The organism is Alloyangia pacifica (genome assembly GCF_900116195.1).
GTDB lineage: Bacteria > Pseudomonadota > Alphaproteobacteria > Rhodobacterales > Rhodobacteraceae > Salipiger > Salipiger pacificus.
Genome location: NZ_FOZW01000004.1, coordinates 320,781 through 337,530, shown reverse-complemented (window position 1 = coordinate 337,530; position 16,750 = coordinate 320,781). Strand labels below are relative to the sequence as shown.

The window sequence follows — 16,750 nt, the reverse complement described above, 5'->3', positions numbered from 1 at the left end:
CTTCCCTAGAAGATCGGCGCACGGCGCGGGATTTCAAGTTTTGCGGGTCACCTCGCCCACCACGCCCTGCCAGGCGCCGGGACGCAGTTCCAGCGCCAGCACCCGCTCGGGGTTGGTCGGCGGGGGCATCTCGACCCCCTCGATCTTGGAGAATCCGAAGCGGCGGTAATAAGGCTCGTCACCGACCAGCAGCACCCGGCCCCATTCCAGCGCCCGTGCCCGTTCCAGCGTGTCGCGGATCAAAGCCGCGCCCAGCCCCTCGCCCTGCGCGGTGGGGTGCACGGCGACCGGCCCAAGCAGCAGCGATTGCACCGCGCCGATGCGCACCGGCCAGTAACGGATCGCGCCGCCGATGATGCCGCCCTCGTCCTTCGCCACCCGGCACAGCTCGGAAACCGGCGGCACCCCGTCGCGCAGGCGGTAGGAGGACAGCAGCTCGCGCCCGGGCGCGAAGCACAGATCATAGAGAGCCTCGACCTCCCAACGGTCGTCGGGGCGTTCCTGGGACAAACTGTACAGAGGCCCGCTCTCCCCGTGGCTTTTTGGACGATTCCGCCCTATCACGGGTCCGACAAGCGCGCAAACACCTGAGAGGACTGGCATGTTCTATCGCCCCGAAGATGGCCACGGCCTGCCCCACAATCCGTTCAATGCCATCGTGACGCCCCGCCCCATCGGCTGGATCTCGACCCGGGGTACGATGGGCGACAACCTTGCGCCCTATTCCTTCTTCAACGCCGTGGCCTACGTGCCACCACAGGTGATGTTCGCCTCGACCTCCGCCAAGGAAGACCGCGACGGCACCAAGGACAGCGTGGCGCAGCTGCGCGAAAGCGGGGTGTTCTGCGTCAACATCGTGGAATACGCGGCGCGCGACGTGATGAACCAGACCTCCGGCCCCTGGCCCGCCGGCGAGGATGAATTCGCGCTGGCAGGGATCGACAAGGCCGCCTGCGAGACCATCGACTGCCCGCGTGTCGCCGGGGCACCCGCCTCGCTGGAGTGCAGGGTGACGCAGATCGTGAAGCTCGAGGGCGCGGCCAATTACGCAGTCTTCGGCGAGGTCACCGGCGTTCACATGCGCGACGATTGCCTGGTGAACGGGCAGTTCGACGTGACGACCTTCCAGCCGCTCACTCGCCTCGGCTACCGCGATTACTCGGTGATCCGCGAGGTCTTCTCGCTGAAACGCCCCGGGGAATAAGCCGACGCGTGAGGCGGGTTTCCGCGCAGCGGCTTTTGCCGCCGCGCGCATCGCGCTACACTTCATGCATCCACCGATGGAGGGAGCCATGGACCAGCACCTTTGAAACCCTGATTTCCAAGCGTTTCCAAAGGAGGCCCCATGCCCTTTGCCCTTCCGCCGGCGGATGCCGTGCACCCCATCATCCTGCCCGACGGCACGCCGCATGCCGGCACCGTCCACCTGCGCGCGGTGATCGACCACCCCTGCGTCGAGGTTGGCGCGCACACCTATGCCTCGGACTTCGACCCGCCCCCGTCCGATGGCTGGGTGTCGCGGCTGGCGCCCTATCTCTTTCCCTTCTCGAAGGACCGGCTGGTGATCGGCAAGTTCTGCCAGATCGCCCATGGCGTCCGCTTCATAGGCGGCTCGGCCAACCATGAGACGCGGGGGCTCAGCACCTACCCCTTCATGGTGTTCGACCGCGAGGCCATGCAGGGCACCCAGCCCGACACGCGCGGCATCGAGATCGGCCACGATGTCTGGCTGGGCACCGGGGCGCTGGTTCTGGCCGGGGCGAGGATCGGCTCTGGCGCGATCATCGGTGCAGGCGCAGTGGTGCGCGGCGAGATCCCGCCCTATGCCGTAGTCACCGGCAACCCGGCTCAGGTGGTGCGGCTCCGCTTCACCGAAGACGAGATCGCCCGGCTGCTGCGCCTTGCGTGGTGGGATTGGCCGCCCGAGCGCATCGCCGCCGCGCGCCCGGCGCTCGAGGCGGCGGATGTCGCAGCGCTGGAAGCGCTCGCCTGAGCCTTCGGCCCGGAAAACTCAGCTCCGGCGGCGGTAGCGGAAAACGCCCGTGCCCTTGGCGATCAGCTCACCGGTCTCGTCGGTGATGGTTGCCTCGGCGAAGAAGGTGCTCTTGCCGCCGCCGGTGCGTACGCCTTCGGCGATCAGCCGGGTGCCGCGCGGCCGCGACAGGTACTGCACGCTGAGCGAAAGCGTCAGCGCCATGAGCCTGTCCTCGGGGTCGCCTGTCCAGCAACCGGCGTAGCCCATCGCCGTGTCGAGCATGGAGGCGTGCACGCCGCCATGCGGGTTGTCGTGGCGGTTCTGGTGCTGCGGGCCGATCTCCAGCTCGAAGCGCGCGAAGTCCGCGCGCCAGCCGGTCATCTCCAGTCCGAGATGCGACAGGTAGCCCGAGGGGGCCTCGGTGATCTGCATGTCTTCGGTGCTGCGGTCCATGGGCGTCTCCTGCGTTGCGCGCCCGTTCTCGGCGCTCCGCGCCCCGGGGTCAAGCAGCCGCGCGCCGCGCCTCAGTCCCGCCCTCAGTCCCGCAGTTCGAGGAAGGTCACCCATTGCGCCACAAGCGCCGGATGCTCGCGCCCCTGCCCCTCGATCTCGATCTCCACGTCCCAATGCACGGTGAGCCGCTCGTCGCCCTCCTCGACGCCGCCGACGGTGAAATGTCCCCGCACCCGCGAGCCCACCGGCACCGGCGTGACGAAACGCACCCGGTCAAAGCCATAGTTGACGTTGGCGATCTGGCCGGGAAACGGCGGCACCGCGTCGGCGCACATGGCCGAGAGCAACGAGAGCGTCAGGAACCCCTGCGCCACCGGCCCGCCGAACAGGAAATCGGCAGACCGCTCCGCGTCGGAATGGAAGAACTTCAGATCGCCGGTCACCTCGCCGAAACGCGCGACGCTCTCGGCATCGAGCGTGAACCAGCGCGACACCTTCGGTTCCATCTCCAGAACCGCCTCAGCGGGCATGACGTGCCCCCCCGTCCAGTGCTCTCTCGCGCTGCATCCCGTCTCCCGACCTGTCCGAAATCCCGGGGCAGAGTGGCGGATCGCCCCCGCCGCTGGCAAGAGCAAATCCCGAAAGCCCTGCAGATGGGCGGTTCAGCCGGCCGCGTCCTCGCCCTGCATCTCCAGTTCCAGCGGCGCTGGCGCGCCGCCGAGGTCATCCACCCGCAACGGACCGGAGGGCTTCGACAGGCGGTTGCGCACCACCCAGTGCAGCCGCTCCGAGGCCCGGGTCACGGCGACATAGGCGAGGCGCTTCCAGAGCGGCTGGCCGGCCTCGACCCGCCCCATGCGCGCGGCGGCATAGAGATCGGGGCCGAAGACCTGCACATTCTCCCATTGCGAACCCTGCGCCTTGTGGATGGTCACCGCCGCGCCATGCAGGAAGGTCGCCCCCATGCGCGCGGCGAAGGGGATGAAGGGCTCTTCCTCGTCGGGCTTCTCGATCTTCACGATCGAGGCCGCCGAGACCTGCGGGTCGGGCGCGCCCATCACGTGCAGCCGGGAGAACCCGGGCTTCTTGCCCGGCCCGAGATAGACCACCTGAGCGCCCTTGATCAGCCCGCGCGCCTCCAGGTCGAGCCGCTTCTTGCGGTGCTTGAGCGGCAGCTCGATGCCGTCGCAGATCAGCGGCTCGCCGGGCAGCAGCTCGGTCTCCGGCGCGCCATGCACGGCGCGGAAGGCGTTGATAAGACGGATGCGCGTGGCGTTGCGCCAGACCAGCACAGGCGAACGCGCCATCAGGTCGACCTCGACGCGCTGGCCCCAGATCACGCGGTCATCCTTGGCCGCCATCTCCTCGACCAGCCGCTCGAAGCGATAGAAATCCACCTCCGGGTCGGCCAGCGCGTGGGCCAGATCGAGGATCGGGCTCGAGGCCTCCTGCCGGTGGATGCGCGAGAGCTCCATCTTGCGATCCTCGGGCACCGCGTCGAAGACCATCTTGCCCGACTGGTTCACCGGTGCCAGCTGCGCCGGATCGCCGAAGAGCAGCAGGTTGGGGAAGATCTCCTTGAGATCCTCGAACTGCCGGTCGTCCAGCATCGAGGCCTCGTCGACGAAACCGATGTCGAGCGGCTCCTCGCGGCGCTTCCAGCCGGTGATGAAGTCGCTGCCGCGCAGCCCCGCCGCCGCCAGTGCCGCGGGCACGGACTTGTGTCCCTGGTAGGACGCGTAGGCACGGTCCAGCGCCTCCGGCGTCAGCGTGTCGATCTCCGGCCGTTCGTCGTTGCCCATCAGCCACTCGGCGATGCGCTCGTAGACCGGATCGTAGACCGGCGTGTAGAGAATGCGGTGGATGGTGGTCGCCGGGACGCCGCGCATGCGCAGCACCGAGGCCGCCTTGTTTGTCGGCGCGAGGATCGCCAGCGTGCGCTTCTCGCGCTTGCGGCGGCTCTCGAAATCGCCCGAGACCACCTCGCACCCCGCCTCCTGCAGAGCCTTGCTGAGCTCCGCCAGCAGCAGGGTCTTGCCGGAGCCGGCCTTGCCCATAAGCGCCATGACCTTCGACAGCCCCTCGCGGGCGGGTTCGCTGGTGCCTTCATCCAGATCGACGCCGGCACCGCGCAGCATCTCGGCCACGCGGTCCCAGGCTTCGGCCTGATCCTCGGAAAAACTGATCGCGGGCGCCGTCATGCGCGCGACCCTACTAGAGCCGCGCGGCACGCACCAGACGCGCGCATGCTTTTCCCACGGGACTTCCGCTGTCTCCCATGTCCTGTTCCGGAGAAGTCACGCGGAAGGACGCCGCCGGACCGCCTCCGGCGGGCGTATTTGCAAAAGAGAAGAAGACGCGGGCGCCTCGCGCTTCCACATGGTCCAAATATCCCGGGGGTGAGGCGCGCAGCGCCGAGGGGGCAGCGCCCCCTAGCTCTCATCCGCCGACCTTGGACCTGCCAAAGGGGGAGCACCCGCTCAGAACGGCACGTCGCCCGCGGAATCCGCCGCCGCGACGAAACGCGCCACGACCTTCTTCACCCCGGCCTTCTCGAAGTCGATCTCCAGCTTGTCGCCCTCGATGCCGATGATCGCGCCGTAGCCGAACTTCTGGTGGAACACCCGCTCGCCCATGTCGAAGGCCGAGACAGCCTGCAGGTCGATCACCGTGTTGCGGCTCTCGCGCGGCTGGCTGACCGACCGGGCGCTCGACGAGCGCTCCTGTAGACGTTTCCAGCCCGGGGAGTTGTAGACGTTCGCCTCGGCGGCGCGGGTTTCCAGCCCCGATCCGCCGCCGTAGCCGCTGTTCATCCCCGCCGCGCCATAGCCGCCGCCGTAGAGACCGGGCGGCGTGAGAATATCCACATGCGCCTCGGGCAGCTCGTCGATGAAACGCGAGGGCAGCGCCGATTGCCATTGCCCGAAGACCCGGCGGTTGGCGGCGAAGGAGATGGTGCAGAGCTCCTCGGCGCGGGTGATGCCGACATAGGCCAGCCGCCGCTCTTCCTCGAGGCCCTTCAGGCCGCTCTCGTCCATCGAGCGCTGCGAGGGGAAGAGCCCGTCCTCCCAGCCCGGCAGGAAGACCGCCGGGAACTCGAGCCCCTTGGCGGCGTGCAGCGTCATGATCGACACCTTGGCGCCGGTCTCCTCGGTCTCATTGTCCATGATCAGCGCGACGTGTTCGAGGAAACCCTGAAGGTTGTCGAAGCTTTCCAGCGCCTTGACCAGTTCCTTGAGGTTCTCGAGCCGCCCCGGCGAGTCGGGGTTCTTGTCGTTCTGCCACATCTCGGTGTAGCCGCTCTCGTCGAGCATGGTCTCGGCCAGTTCCATGTGGCTGACCGCACGGCTCAGCGGCTTGTCCTCGTCGATCAGCACCAGGTCGTCGTCGTCCTGCTGCACCTCCGAGGGCAGGCCGAGCTGCTGCCGGGCCACCTCGTGCCAGCGTTCGATCTGGTCGACGAAAGTGGCGAGCTTGGCCGCGCCCTTGCCGGTGATCTCCTTGTCGCGCAGCAGCAGCCGCGCCCCCACCAGCAGCGGCACCCCATGCTCGCGCGCCTTGAGCTGGATCTTCTGCTGCGCCTTGTCGCCGAGGCCGCGCTTGGGGGTGTTGACGATGCGCTCGAAGGCCAGATCATCCTCGGGCGAGACAACCAGCCGGAAATAGGCCATGGCATCGCGGATCTCGAGCCGCTCGTAGAAGCGCGGGCCACCGATCACCCGGTACGGCAGGCCGATGGTCAGGAAGCGGTCCTCGAAGGCGCGCATCTGGTGCGAGGCGCGCACCAGGATGGCCATGTCGTCGAGCGAGAAGGCGTGCATCCCGCGCGAGCCGCGCTGCGCCGCCTCGATCTCCTCGCCGATCCAACGCGCCTCTTCCTCGCCGTCCCAATGGCCGATGAGGCGGACCTTCTCGCCGCCCTGCGCCTCGGTCCACAGTTCCTTGCCGAGCCGGTTCTCGTTGCCGCGGATCACCGAGGAGGCGGCGGCGAGGATATGTGCGGTCGAACGGTAGTTCTGTTCCAGCCGCACCACATGGGCGCCGGGGAAATCCTTTTCGAAGCGCAGGATGTTGCCCACCTCGGCGCCGCGCCAGCCGTAGATCGACTGGTCGTCGTCGCCGACGCAGCAGATGTTGGTGTGGCCCTGCGCCAGCAGCCGCAGCCAGAGGTACTGGGCGACGTTGGTATCCTGATACTCGTCCACGAGGATGAAGCGGAACCAGCGCTGGTATTGCTCGAGCACGTCGGCGTGCTGCTGAAAGATCGTCACCACGTGCAGCAGCAGGTCACCGAAGTCGCAGGCGTTCAGCTCGCGCAGGCGGGTCTGGTACTGGGCGTAAAGCTCGGTGCCGCGGTTGTTGAAGGCGGATGCCTCCGATGCGGGCACCTTGTCGGGCGTCCAGGCGCGGTTCTTCCAGTTGTCGATCAGCGACGAGAGCTGCCGGGCGGGCCAGCGTTTTTCATCGATGTTGTTGGCGGCGATCACCTGTTTCAGCAGGCGGATCTGGTCGTCCGTGTCGAGGATGGTGAAGTTCGACTTCAGCCCCACCAGCTCGGCGTGGCGGCGCAGCAGCTTGACGCAGATCGAATGGAAGGTGCCCATCCAGGGCATGCCCTCGACCGCGTGGCCGAGCAGGCGCCCCACCCGCTCCTTCATCTCGCGCGCGGCCTTGTTGGTGAAGGTCACCGAGAGGATCTCGTTCGGCCGCGCCCGGCCCGTCGTCAGCAGGTGCGCGATGCGGGACGTGAGCGCCTTGGTCTTGCCGGTGCCCGCGCCCGCGAGCATCAGGACAGGGCCGTCCAGCCGCTCCACAGCCTCGCGCTGCGCCGGGTTGAGATCGTCGAGGTAGGGCGCGGGGCGCGCCGCCATGGCCCGCTGCGACAGCGAGGCCCCCTCGAATGCATCCATGTCGTCGAAACTGCTCATGTCCCGAACTTAACGCGCCACAGAGGACGGCGAAAGATGCGTTCTTCGTTTGTTCACTAAATTGATCATCACGCCGCCGCTGCCGGTCGTCTGCGCCGTTGGCGCTGCACTGCTAACCCGGCAGGTGTCGCGAAACCGCCGAAAATGGTCGCCCTGCCGCAGGGTCAGTTCGGCCGAGTTTGCAAAACCGGCGCTAACATTAGCATAATTTGCAAAGCCCCTTGCGCTGCAGCGCGGCATGCCCTTGAGTTCGGAATGCGATGCCTCCGGGAGCGGCATTTCGCGTCCAAAGGAGGAAGATTACATGCCCGAATTCCAGAAGATCCTCATCGCCAACCGTGGCGAGATCGCGATCCGCATCATGCGGGCGGCGAACGAGATGGGAAAGAAGACCGTTGCCGTCTTTGCGGAAGAGGACAAACTGGGACTCCACCGATTCAAGGCCGACGAGGCCTATCGCATCGGTGAGGGGCTGGGGCCGGTCGCGGCCTACCTGTCGATCCCCGAGATCATCCGTATCGCCAAGGAATCGGGTGCCGACGCAATCCACCCGGGCTACGGCCTGCTGTCCGAGAACCCCGAGTTCGTCGATGCCTGCGACGCGGCGGGCATCACCTTTATCGGTCCGAAGGCCGCGACCATGCGCGCGCTCGGCGACAAGGCCAGCGCCCGCAAGGTCGCCATCGAGGCCGGCGTGCCGGTGATCCCGGCGACGGAGGTGCTGGGCGACGATTTCAAGGCCATCGCCAAGGAGGCCGAAGACATCGGCTACCCGCTGATGCTCAAGGCATCCTGGGGCGGCGGCGGGCGCGGCATGCGGCCGATCGAGGGGCCGAAGGAGCTGAAGGAGAAGGTGCTCGAGGGGCGCCGCGAGGCCGAGGCCGCCTTCGGCAACGGCGAGGGCTATCTCGAGAAGATGATCCTGCGCGCCCGCCACGTCGAGGTGCAGATCCTCGGCGACAAGATGGGCAACATCTACCACCTCTACGAGCGCGATTGCTCGGTGCAGCGCCGCAACCAGAAGGTCGTCGAGCGCGCTCCCGCGCCGTACCTCAGCGAGGCGCAGCGCGAAGAGCTCTGCGAGCTCGGCCGCAAGATCTGCGCTCATGTGAACTACGAATGCGCCGGCACCGTCGAGTTCCTGATGGATATGGACAGCGGCAAGTTCTACTTCATCGAGGTCAACCCCCGCGTGCAGGTCGAGCACACCGTCACCGAAGAGGTGACCGGCATCGACATCGTGCAGGCGCAGATCATGATCGCCGAGGGCAAGAGCCTCGCCGAGGCCACCGGCAAGGCCAGCCAGTACGACATCCGCCTCACCGGCCACGCGCTGCAGACGCGGATCACCACCGAGGATCCGACCAACAACTTTATCCCCGACTATGGCCGGATCACCGCCTACCGCTCGGCCACTGGCATGGGCATCCGGCTCGACGGCGGCACCGCCTACGCTGGCGGGGTGATCACCCGTTACTACGATTCGCTTTTGGTGAAGGTGACCGCCAAGGCCCCGACCCCGGAGAAGGCCATCGCCCGCATGGACCGCGCCCTGCGCGAGTTCCGCATCCGCGGCGTGAGCACGAACATCGACTTCGTGATCAACCTGCTGAAGCACCCGACCTTCCTGACCAACCAGTACACCACCAAGTTCATCGACACGACGCCCGAGCTCTTCGACTTCAAGAAGCGCCGGGACCGCGGCACCAAGGTGCTGACCTATATCGCCGACATCACCGTCAACGGTCACCCCGAGGTGCAGGGCCGTCCCAAGCCGCATGCCGAGCTGAAGCCCGCCCGCGCCCCCGAGCTGCGCGCCGAGACACCGCCGCCGGGCACCCGCACGCTGCTCGAGGAGAAGGGCGCGCAGGCGGTGGCCGACTGGATGGCGGCGCAGAAGCAACTGCTGATCACCGACACCACCATGCGCGACGGCCACCAGTCGCTGCTGGCGACCCGCATGCGGTCGCTCGACATGATCAAGGTGGCCCCGGCCTATGCGGCGAACCTGTCGAGCCTCTTCTCGGTGGAATGCTGGGGCGGCGCGACCTTCGACGTGGCCTACCGCTTCCTGCAGGAATGCCCCTGGCAGCGGCTGCGCGACATCCGTGCCAAGATGCCCAACATCCTGACGCAGATGCTGCTGCGTGCGTCCAACGGCGTCGGCTACACCAACTACCCCGACAACGTGGTGCAGAGCTTCGTCGCGCAGGCGGCAGAGAGCGGCGTCGACGTCTTCCGCGTCTTCGACTCGCTCAACTGGGTCGAGAACATGCGCGTCGCGATGGACGCGGTGATCGAGAGCGGCAAGATCTGCGAAGGCACGGTCTGCTACACCGGTGACATCCTCGACCCGGCGCGCGCCAAGTACGACCTCAAGTACTACGTCGCCATGGGCAAGGAGCTCAAGGCCGCTGGCGCGCATGTGCTCGGCCTGAAGGACATGGCCGGCCTGCTGAAGCCCTCCGCGGCGGGCGCGCTGGTCAAGGCGCTGAAGGAGGAGGTCGGCCTGCCGATCCACTTCCACACCCATGACACCTCGGGCGCGGCGATCGCCACCATCATGGAGGCGTCGAAGGCGGGCGTCGACGCGGTGGATGCCGCGATGGACGCGCTTTCGGGCAACACCTCGCAGCCCACGCTCGGCTCGATCGTCGAGGCGCTGCGCCACACCGACCGCGACACCGGGCTCGACGTGGACGTGATCCGCGAAGTCTCGAACTACTGGGAGGCGGTGCGCGGCCAATACGCGGCGTTTGAATCGGGCATGCAGGCCCCGGCCTCCGAGGTCTACCTGCACGAGATGCCGGGCGGGCAGTTCACCAACCTCAAGGCACAGGCGCGCTCTCTGGGGCTGGAGGAGCGCTGGCACGAGGTCGCCAAGACCTATGCCGACGTCAACATGATGTTCGGTGACATCGTCAAGGTGACCCCGTCCTCCAAGGTGGTGGGTGACATGGCGCTGATGATGGTGAGCCAGGGCCTGACCCGCGCGCAGGTCGAGGACCCCAAGAGCGACGTCAGCTTCCCCGACTCGGTGATCGACATGATGCGCGGCAATCTCGGCCAGCCGCCGGGCGGCTTCCCCGAGGGCATCGTCAAGAAGGTGCTGAAGGGCGAGAAGCCCAACACCGAGCGCCCGGGCAAGCACCTCGCCCCGGCCGATTTCGCCGCGCTGCGTGCCGAGCTTGAGGCGAAGTTCGAGGACGTCGAGTTCGACGACGAGGACTTCAACGGCTACCTCATGTACCCCAAGGTCTTCACCGACTACGTGGCGCGCCACGAGGATTACGGCCCCGTCCGGGTGCTGCCGACGCTGACCTACTTCTACGGCATGCAGCCGGGCGAGGAGATCACCGCCGAGATCGACCCGGGGAAAACGCTGGAAATCCGTCTCATCACCGTCGGCGACACGCAGGATGACGGCGAGGTGCGGGTGTTCTTCGAACTCAACGGCCAGCCGCGCGCGGTGCGCGTGCCCGACCGCAAGGCCAAGGCCTCGAGCGGCGCCAAGCCCAAGGCCGAGGCGGGCAACCCCAACCACATCGGCGCGCCGATGCCGGGCGTGGTCGCGACCATCGCGGTACAGGCGGGCTCCAAGGTCAAGGAGGGCGACCTGCTGCTGACCATCGAGGCGATGAAGATGGAGACCGGCCTGCACGCCGAGCGCGACGCCACGGTCAAGGCGGTGCACGTGCTGCCCGGCGGCCAGATCGACGCCAAGGACCTGCTGATCGAGCTGGAGTGAGGCGCGCGGCCTCTGGCAAGGTTCTCCTGACGCAGGACCGCTGACCAGAGAAAAGAGGGGGCGCTGCCCAACCGATATTTGCTTCGCCGCCTCACCTTGGCGTGGTAACCTCGTGTGTCGTTGGTTACAAATATCGAGGAATGGCGGCGCATCTCAACTGGCAGAGGCCGTAATCGGCACTCGAAAACTTGATGCCAAGTGCCTTTGCCGCCCTACTGCAACCAGCCCGCAAGGTCAGATGCGAGCTTTGGGCCAAATAGGTGGTTCGGCCTCGTTTCAGCGTCCTCTCTTTTTTCTAATCCTCTTTCTTCCGCTGGATACCGGCTCAGGATCGGTGAGCCCCCGCAGGCGGCGTATCACGGTGGCCACATCTGGGTCCATTCGGGCGAGCGGTGTCTCAGGATCTTCGGCCTCGTCTACCTTCGCTAGCGAGTAGAGGAGACGAGCGGATTCCGCCGCCTGAGGGGCAATGTCCGGTGCCATTAGGGTGGCTACGTCGCGTAGGAGGCCTGGGTCACGGCAAGCTTCGGCGAAGCCAGTGATGATGTCCGGAAGCCAAGTTGGATCTCGGGCAATGTCAGGCAGCCGTTTCACGAGAGCGGCGATGCGAGGCAATGCACTCGCCATTGCCTCGTAGCCCTCAGCTCTTCCCTTTTCGAAAGAAATTTTCGCTATGTCTTCGCCTACAGACCTGTGGAACCAAACCGTTGTCTCGAACGAAGTTAAGGCAGCTGCTTGCTCCTCGATCAGTTGATCCAGCGCTTCCCATTCACCGGCTCTAGCAACCGCTGCGAAAAGCGTTCCTACTTCCAGCTCGGCTTTGGCAAGGTTCGGCGATTTGTTCGCCTGTTGGAGACGGAGCCATTCGTCAAATAGAGATACGACGTCGGGCCGCTCGATGTGTGTCGCCGTAATGACGCATTGAAGAATGGACCAGCTCAGACTATACGCATCGTTTGCGCTGCGAGCGAGATCAGCGCTCCTCTTTGCGTCGATCCAAGCCTCCCGATGCCGTCCGAGCTTGCCAAGCGTCTGCGCCTTGAAGCGCACGCTATTTGATTCCTCACGGATTTGGCCCGTCAACGATGCACGGTTGACTGCCTGGGTTGCAGCCTCTAACGCCTCTTCGTACCGTTCGAGACGCCCTAAAGAGATCGCCCGGTAACGCAGGTTCGCTACCTCGACCTCGGTATCGCCCGCCTCGAGCGCGCGTTCGACGCCTTGTGAAGCTGCCTCTAGCGCCTCCTCGTGCCTCTCAAGATCGTCCAGTGTGAGAGACTTGAGACGCAGGCTCAATGCTTCCTCCAATGCCTCACCCAGCTCTGCCGCGCGTTCTGCAGCCCGTGATGCCGCCGCCAAAGCCTCCTCATACCGTCCGAGGTCGCCAAGCGTCAAAGCTCGAAGACGCAAGCTCACCAACTCCTCGCGTGTTTCGCCCGCTTCGATCGCGCGTTCGGCAGCCCGAGCCGATGTCTCCAGCGCCTCCTCGTGCCTTCCGAGATTGCTGAGCGCGAACGACTGGAGGCGCAGGCCTATCACCTCTCCATTTGCATTGCTCACCTCGGCCGCGCGTTCGGCGGCCCGATACGCCGCCTCCAAAGCTTCCTCGTGTCGCTTTAGATTACCGAGCGTGATCGCTCGGATATGCAAGCTTTTTACCTCCTCGAAAGCGTCGCCAGCCTTGGCCGCGCGTTCTACCGCTCTAGACGTCGCCACCAACGCTCTATCGTACTGTCCGAGGTCGTCCAGCAGGCCAGCCTGGAAACGCAGACTTGCGGCTTCCCCGCGCGCATCGCCCTCTCTGGCTGCAAGATCGGCGGACCGACATGCGACCTCCAAAGCCTCCATGAGTCGCCCGAGACTGCGGAGTGCGAACATCTTCAACCGCAAACCCTCTATCTCCCCGAGGGAGTCGCCCGCTTCAATCGCGCGAGCAACCGCCAAGGTTGCCGCTTCCAAGGCTTTGGTGTGGTGACCCAAAATGCTCGAACGCCACGCAAGTCGCCGAAGCCGTTTCGCTTCCATCGGGATCGGTAGGTTTGCCCCAAGGTCCTCGAGGGCATTCGCCATTTGGGCGGCATCAAGGTGGCTACGCGAGGCTGCCAAAGTGCACATTTGATCGATCAAGATAAATCTGGCTATTTCATCTTCTTCTTCCGCACATGTAAGCGCGGATTCAAGGATTTCCTTGGCCTTTCCGGGGTGATCGAAGCGATGTACAGCGTGCGCACGGACCATCGCGCTGATGGCCCCAGCGGCACCTCGTTGCGTTTCGTTTTGGCAAAGTAGATAGGCCTCCTCAGGATTACTACCCTCGAGAAGTGCCGCAACTTCCTCGGCGCTGATTCCGACTCGCCAAGATGCAAAGCCCAGATAGAATTTAAAGTCCTTGACGAAATTCTCCATAAATTTGTCTGTACTTCGCGGCTCTCCCTCGCGCGCAAGATCACTGAAAAGACGGGCCTCGCGAATCCGGCCGGCCTCGAGATGCGTCAAGGACTGAAGCCGCCGCTCGGCTCGGGAGTAGAAACTGCGCAGGAAGTCCAATATCGTGGTAAGTGGTGTGTCCTGAGCTGCGCGGCTGCCCTGACGCAGGCGATAGTAATGCACAAATACGCGGTCAGGAACGCGATAGAGCTTTTCGCGAGTGTTCGGGGCTGGTCTGCCACGGACAATGTCGGCTCTCTGGAGTTCACTCATGACCCGAGCGATGTCGGACTGCCCCCCGGCGCCAACCCGAGCGGCGAGTTCGGTCTGTGATACAGGTTCACCGCCTCGGATAATTGCGTCGAGAAGCCCAATAGAGAGCGGTGGGAGGTCCTCGATCCTGCGACGGTAGTAGTCGGCCAGTCGATCGGTCAACGCGGTCATGATTTCCGCTACTTCAAGAGCGTCCTCGGTTTCGAGCACATCGCCAAGGAGCTGAGCGAGCCGCGGGGTGCCGCCAATGAAATCCGCCACAGCGCGCGCTTTTGCTTCACGCTCGGGTCCCAAGGGGACAAGGCCGTCGCGCGACCTGAGCCGATTGAAATATGCGATGCATTCATCGCCAGACCATGGCTCAAGCCTGACCGTTTCAAACGCGTGGAAAAGCGGTCTGTCATAGTCCATGTCTACAGTGCCGGTAGCAGTTGCAAACAGCATCAGACGGTTGCTCTTCCGGTCAAGCCAGCGTCTTAGCCGTTGCTCGTCGAGATCCTCGTGGAAGAGCTTTCGCAGCAGGATGTCGAAGTTCTCCACAACCAGAACTGCGATCCCACCTCCGGGAAGTGCTAAATCCAGCGCCCGCTCGACTTCCGATTCGGAAGCGTCCCAGCGCTTTGCGGAATCCTTGGCAGTCGGCCAGCGAAAATGCCCTTCGTCATAAGCGGAGTCAGCGCCGCTTCGGCTATCGGACAGTTTAAGAGCGATCGTGTCGAGAAGAGAATGTGGATCGCGCTGCATGCTATGCTGCTCTTCAGGCAGCATGAGAAAGGGGATGTCAGGCCAACGCTCGGCAACCGCAATTTGGACACGCCGAGTCGTGAAGGACTTTCCGAATCCACGGTTACCATAGAGGACTAGGTGCTGGAGTGTGCCGGGGGCAACTCTCATTGAGCGCTCGACCGCATTCATGATCCGCGCTAATTCCGGCTCACGGCCGGTTGCAAGGCTCAGGATGTCATCGTCAGCCATGTCTTGCGTCATAAACGTCCGGACAATTCGGCGATGACGCTCTTTGCGGTCGCTGGGTAGCATCGGTTTAGAATAATGGGGCGTCGGTTCATTGTCGTATGTCATAACAACTTCGCGCGCCTCCACCAATTGTGCGCGAGCCGCGACCCGGGCTTCCAAAACCTATTGCCTTCGCGGTCTTCACTGAAGTGCGCGAACCCATCTTCGACTAGCATGCCCAGTGCGACGTCAAGGTCGACCCGTGTAAACGGTTCGCGAACCAGCAACTCGCCTTGTTCGGTGCTGCCCTCCGCCGTCATAATTGTCTTCAGTGCTGGCAGGATGAGACCTGTCAGTTCATTTCGCGAAAGTGAGCGATACTGGTGGAAGCGTTTGTTGAACTGCTCGTAGAAATCCGCGTGAAGGTCCGGCCTCACCCTAAGTTCGAATACATTGGCGAATTGCTCTGGTGTAACAGGATATTCAGTGCCAACCTCCTGTAAGCCCTTAACCAGGAAGCACGGATAGAGCGCGCTGCACTCGGCCATAAACGCTTCTGTATGCTTCTCCGTCCACCGCGGGCCTGCCCGATATGTGGCGCTGGCTATGAATTGTCGGGCCTCTTCGTCAGTCAACTCAGGGACCGAGAACTGCTGAAGGTCGTTCAAATGCTCAAGATTTAGGCCCTGGCGGCGCGCCAACTGGGTTACGCCGATGGAGCCCGTCAGTAGCATCTGCATACCGGCCTCTCGCCATTCGCGCATAGACCCAAGCAACCGATCAACGTCCTCCGCGCCGTCACCATTGACCATGTTCTGTATGAGATAGGAAAACTCGTCGACAATCAGAACTGGGCGTGCACCGTCTGCAAGCGCAGCCTTGATGGCGGTTGCAACATGCTGCCAGTAGGCTGAGAGCGCGGCAGCTTCGAGCTTTTCACCTTGACCGAGTGCAGCTAGGGTCTTCTGCGCGGGGCCCGACGCCACGGCTTTGAGAGCTCGACCCCAAAGGCCGCCATCCTGCCCAGTCTCAGACGACAGGCCGCTGAGGAAAGCCGCTAGAGAATGCAATCCTTGGCCATCAATAAACGCCACTTGACGGCCCTCCGCTGCAAGCACCTCTTGCAAGTGACGGCGTAGAGTCGATTTGCCAATCCGCCTCAGGCCAAACATCTTGATTCCTACGCCCCCCCTGAAGAGGCGAATCAACCGGTCCTCCATTTCGGGTCGGCTGAATTTCTGCGTGCCGCTTACCGCGCCGCCATAGTGTATATCTAAATTCATGAGGTATACGTTACTCCATATATCTGTTTGTGAACATACCAAAAAAGATGTTTATTATCAATACATAAAAGCTGGATCTCCTACAGAGAGCTTGACACATCGCGTCGCCCCACACCGGCGGCGCGGCGAACAAGTATCTTGTCGGGTGCAGGTGCGAAAGTCCGCTCTACAGTCAGATCGTGCTGGCGCGTCCGTCGCACGTTTCCTTTGCCCGGTTCACATGCGAAGAGGGTACTTCTTGCTCAAACCACCTGTCGCTATCGGCGATAGGAAGTGGGGCGCGGTACTCCGCGCCCTTTGATCTGTGCTCATCGCCTGCGATCACTCGGAGGCCTTGCCGCGTTTGGCTGCATCAGGCTTCCTCCACGCCCCGCCGGTCTCAGGCTGGTCTGGCGCCACCCGATTGGCCTCGGCCTGCTTGTGCAGATCATCAACAGCGTCGGGGCGTGCCGGGTGTGTCGCGATCCGCTTGGCGAGGGACTTCGACGCTAGGCGTTCGACGAGGAAGAAGAACTCGGCTACGAACGCCTCGTTCGCGGCGGCCCCCTCGATGAACCTACCCATCTTCTCCCGGAGCACCGCCTCGATTGCGCGTTCGCTTTCGTCCCGCTCGATATCGTCCATGACTGTCTGCAGGACTCTCTTCTGGTTCTTCTTCACAATGGTCTCCTTACCAAAGATTGAGCGCCTTGAACTCGTTGACGCGACC

Annotated in this window: 11 protein-coding genes; 3 read left to right on the top strand and 8 right to left on the bottom strand. The window is 64.3% G+C overall.

Translation table 11 applies throughout. From position 1 onward, the window contains the following. Nucleotides 1-33: 33 nt before the first annotated feature. Complete coding sequence (locus BM397_RS11095; RefSeq protein WP_425425928.1) at nt 34-510, bottom strand: GNAT family N-acetyltransferase; 477 nt, start codon at nt 508-510, stop codon at nt 34-36. Between the two features lie 91 nt (nt 511-601). On the opposite strand from BM397_RS11095, the gene BM397_RS11090 reads away from it, so the two are divergent. Together BM397_RS11090 and BM397_RS11085 are read left to right on the top strand one after the other, a co-directional pair. Then, a complete protein-coding gene (locus BM397_RS11090; protein WP_092423884.1) occupies nt 602-1,204 on the top strand; it encodes a flavin reductase family protein in 603 nt (200 codons plus the stop codon). A 141-nt stretch (nt 1,205-1,345) separates the two neighbouring features. After that, on the top strand, nt 1,346-1,993 hold the full coding sequence (locus BM397_RS11085; protein WP_092423882.1) for a CatB-related O-acetyltransferase: 648 nt from the start codon (nt 1,346-1,348) through the stop codon (nt 1,991-1,993). A gap of 18 nt (nt 1,994-2,011) precedes the next feature. On the opposite strand, the gene BM397_RS11080 is transcribed toward BM397_RS11085, so the two are convergent. The 4 genes from BM397_RS11080 to BM397_RS11065 form a co-directional block, all read right to left on the bottom strand. Continuing rightward, entirely contained in the window at nt 2,012-2,428 is a 417-nt protein-coding gene (locus BM397_RS11080) for a PaaI family thioesterase (protein WP_245696046.1), read from the bottom strand. 83 nt (nt 2,429-2,511) lie between these two features. Beyond that, nucleotides 2,512-2,958, bottom strand: a complete 447-nt coding sequence (locus tag BM397_RS11075) for a MaoC family dehydratase (protein WP_092423880.1) — start codon at nt 2,956-2,958, stop codon at nt 2,512-2,514. 132 nt (nt 2,959-3,090) lie between these two features. After that, the gene (locus BM397_RS11070; protein WP_092423878.1) at nt 3,091-4,629 is read right to left on the bottom strand and encodes an ATP-dependent DNA helicase; all 1,539 of its coding nucleotides are present in this window, start codon (nt 4,627-4,629) and stop codon (nt 3,091-3,093) included. A 279-nt stretch (nt 4,630-4,908) separates the two neighbouring features. Continuing rightward, entirely contained in the window at nt 4,909-7,356 is a 2,448-nt protein-coding gene (locus BM397_RS11065; RefSeq protein ID WP_092423876.1) for an ATP-dependent helicase, read from the bottom strand. A gap of 304 nt (nt 7,357-7,660) precedes the next feature. Between BM397_RS11065 and BM397_RS11060 the strand changes: the two genes are divergently transcribed. Next, entirely contained in the window at nt 7,661-11,104 is a 3,444-nt protein-coding gene (locus BM397_RS11060; protein ID WP_092423874.1) for a pyruvate carboxylase, read from the top strand. Nucleotides 11,105-11,380: 276 nt separating this feature from the next. On the opposite strand, the gene BM397_RS11055 is transcribed toward BM397_RS11060, so the two are convergent. From BM397_RS11055 to BM397_RS11045, 3 genes are all read right to left on the bottom strand, one after another. Beyond that, on the bottom strand, nt 11,381-14,779 hold the full coding sequence (locus tag BM397_RS11055; RefSeq protein ID WP_143015361.1) for an ATP-binding protein: 3,399 nt from the start codon (nt 14,777-14,779) through the stop codon (nt 11,381-11,383). A gap of 101 nt (nt 14,780-14,880) precedes the next feature. Continuing rightward, the gene (locus BM397_RS11050) at nt 14,881-16,041 is read right to left on the bottom strand and encodes an AAA family ATPase (RefSeq protein ID WP_092567387.1); all 1,161 of its coding nucleotides are present in this window, start codon (nt 16,039-16,041) and stop codon (nt 14,881-14,883) included. 321 nt (nt 16,042-16,362) lie between these two features. Further along, nucleotides 16,363-16,701, bottom strand: a complete 339-nt coding sequence (locus BM397_RS11045) for a hypothetical protein (RefSeq protein ID WP_092423868.1) — start codon at nt 16,699-16,701, stop codon at nt 16,363-16,365. Nucleotides 16,702-16,750 lie beyond the last annotated feature (49 nt).

Excerpts from the sequence above, each read along its gene's own strand:
- BM397_RS11090 (WP_092423884.1), top strand. The coding sequence starts at position 602 with ATGTTCTATCGCCCCGAAGATGGCCACGGCCTGCCCCACAATCCGTTC.
- BM397_RS11085 (WP_092423882.1), top strand. The coding sequence starts at position 1,346 with ATGCCCTTTGCCCTTCCGCCGGCGGATGCCGTGCACCCCATCATCCTG.
- BM397_RS11080 (WP_245696046.1), bottom strand. The coding sequence starts at position 2,428 with ATGGACCGCAGCACCGAAGACATGCAGATCACCGAGGCCCCCTCGGGC.
- BM397_RS11075 (WP_092423880.1), bottom strand. The coding sequence starts at position 2,958 with ATGCCCGCTGAGGCGGTTCTGGAGATGGAACCGAAGGTGTCGCGCTGG.
- BM397_RS11070 (WP_092423878.1), bottom strand. The coding sequence starts at position 4,629 with ATGACGGCGCCCGCGATCAGTTTTTCCGAGGATCAGGCCGAAGCCTGG.
- BM397_RS11065 (WP_092423876.1), bottom strand. The coding sequence starts at position 7,356 with ATGAGCAGTTTCGACGACATGGATGCATTCGAGGGGGCCTCGCTGTCG.
- BM397_RS11060 (WP_092423874.1), top strand. The coding sequence starts at position 7,661 with ATGCCCGAATTCCAGAAGATCCTCATCGCCAACCGTGGCGAGATCGCG.
- BM397_RS11055 (WP_143015361.1), bottom strand. The coding sequence starts at position 14,779 with ATGGCTGACGATGACATCCTGAGCCTTGCAACCGGCCGTGAGCCGGAA.
- BM397_RS11050 (WP_092567387.1), bottom strand. The coding sequence starts at position 16,041 with ATGAATTTAGATATACACTATGGCGGCGCGGTAAGCGGCACGCAGAAA.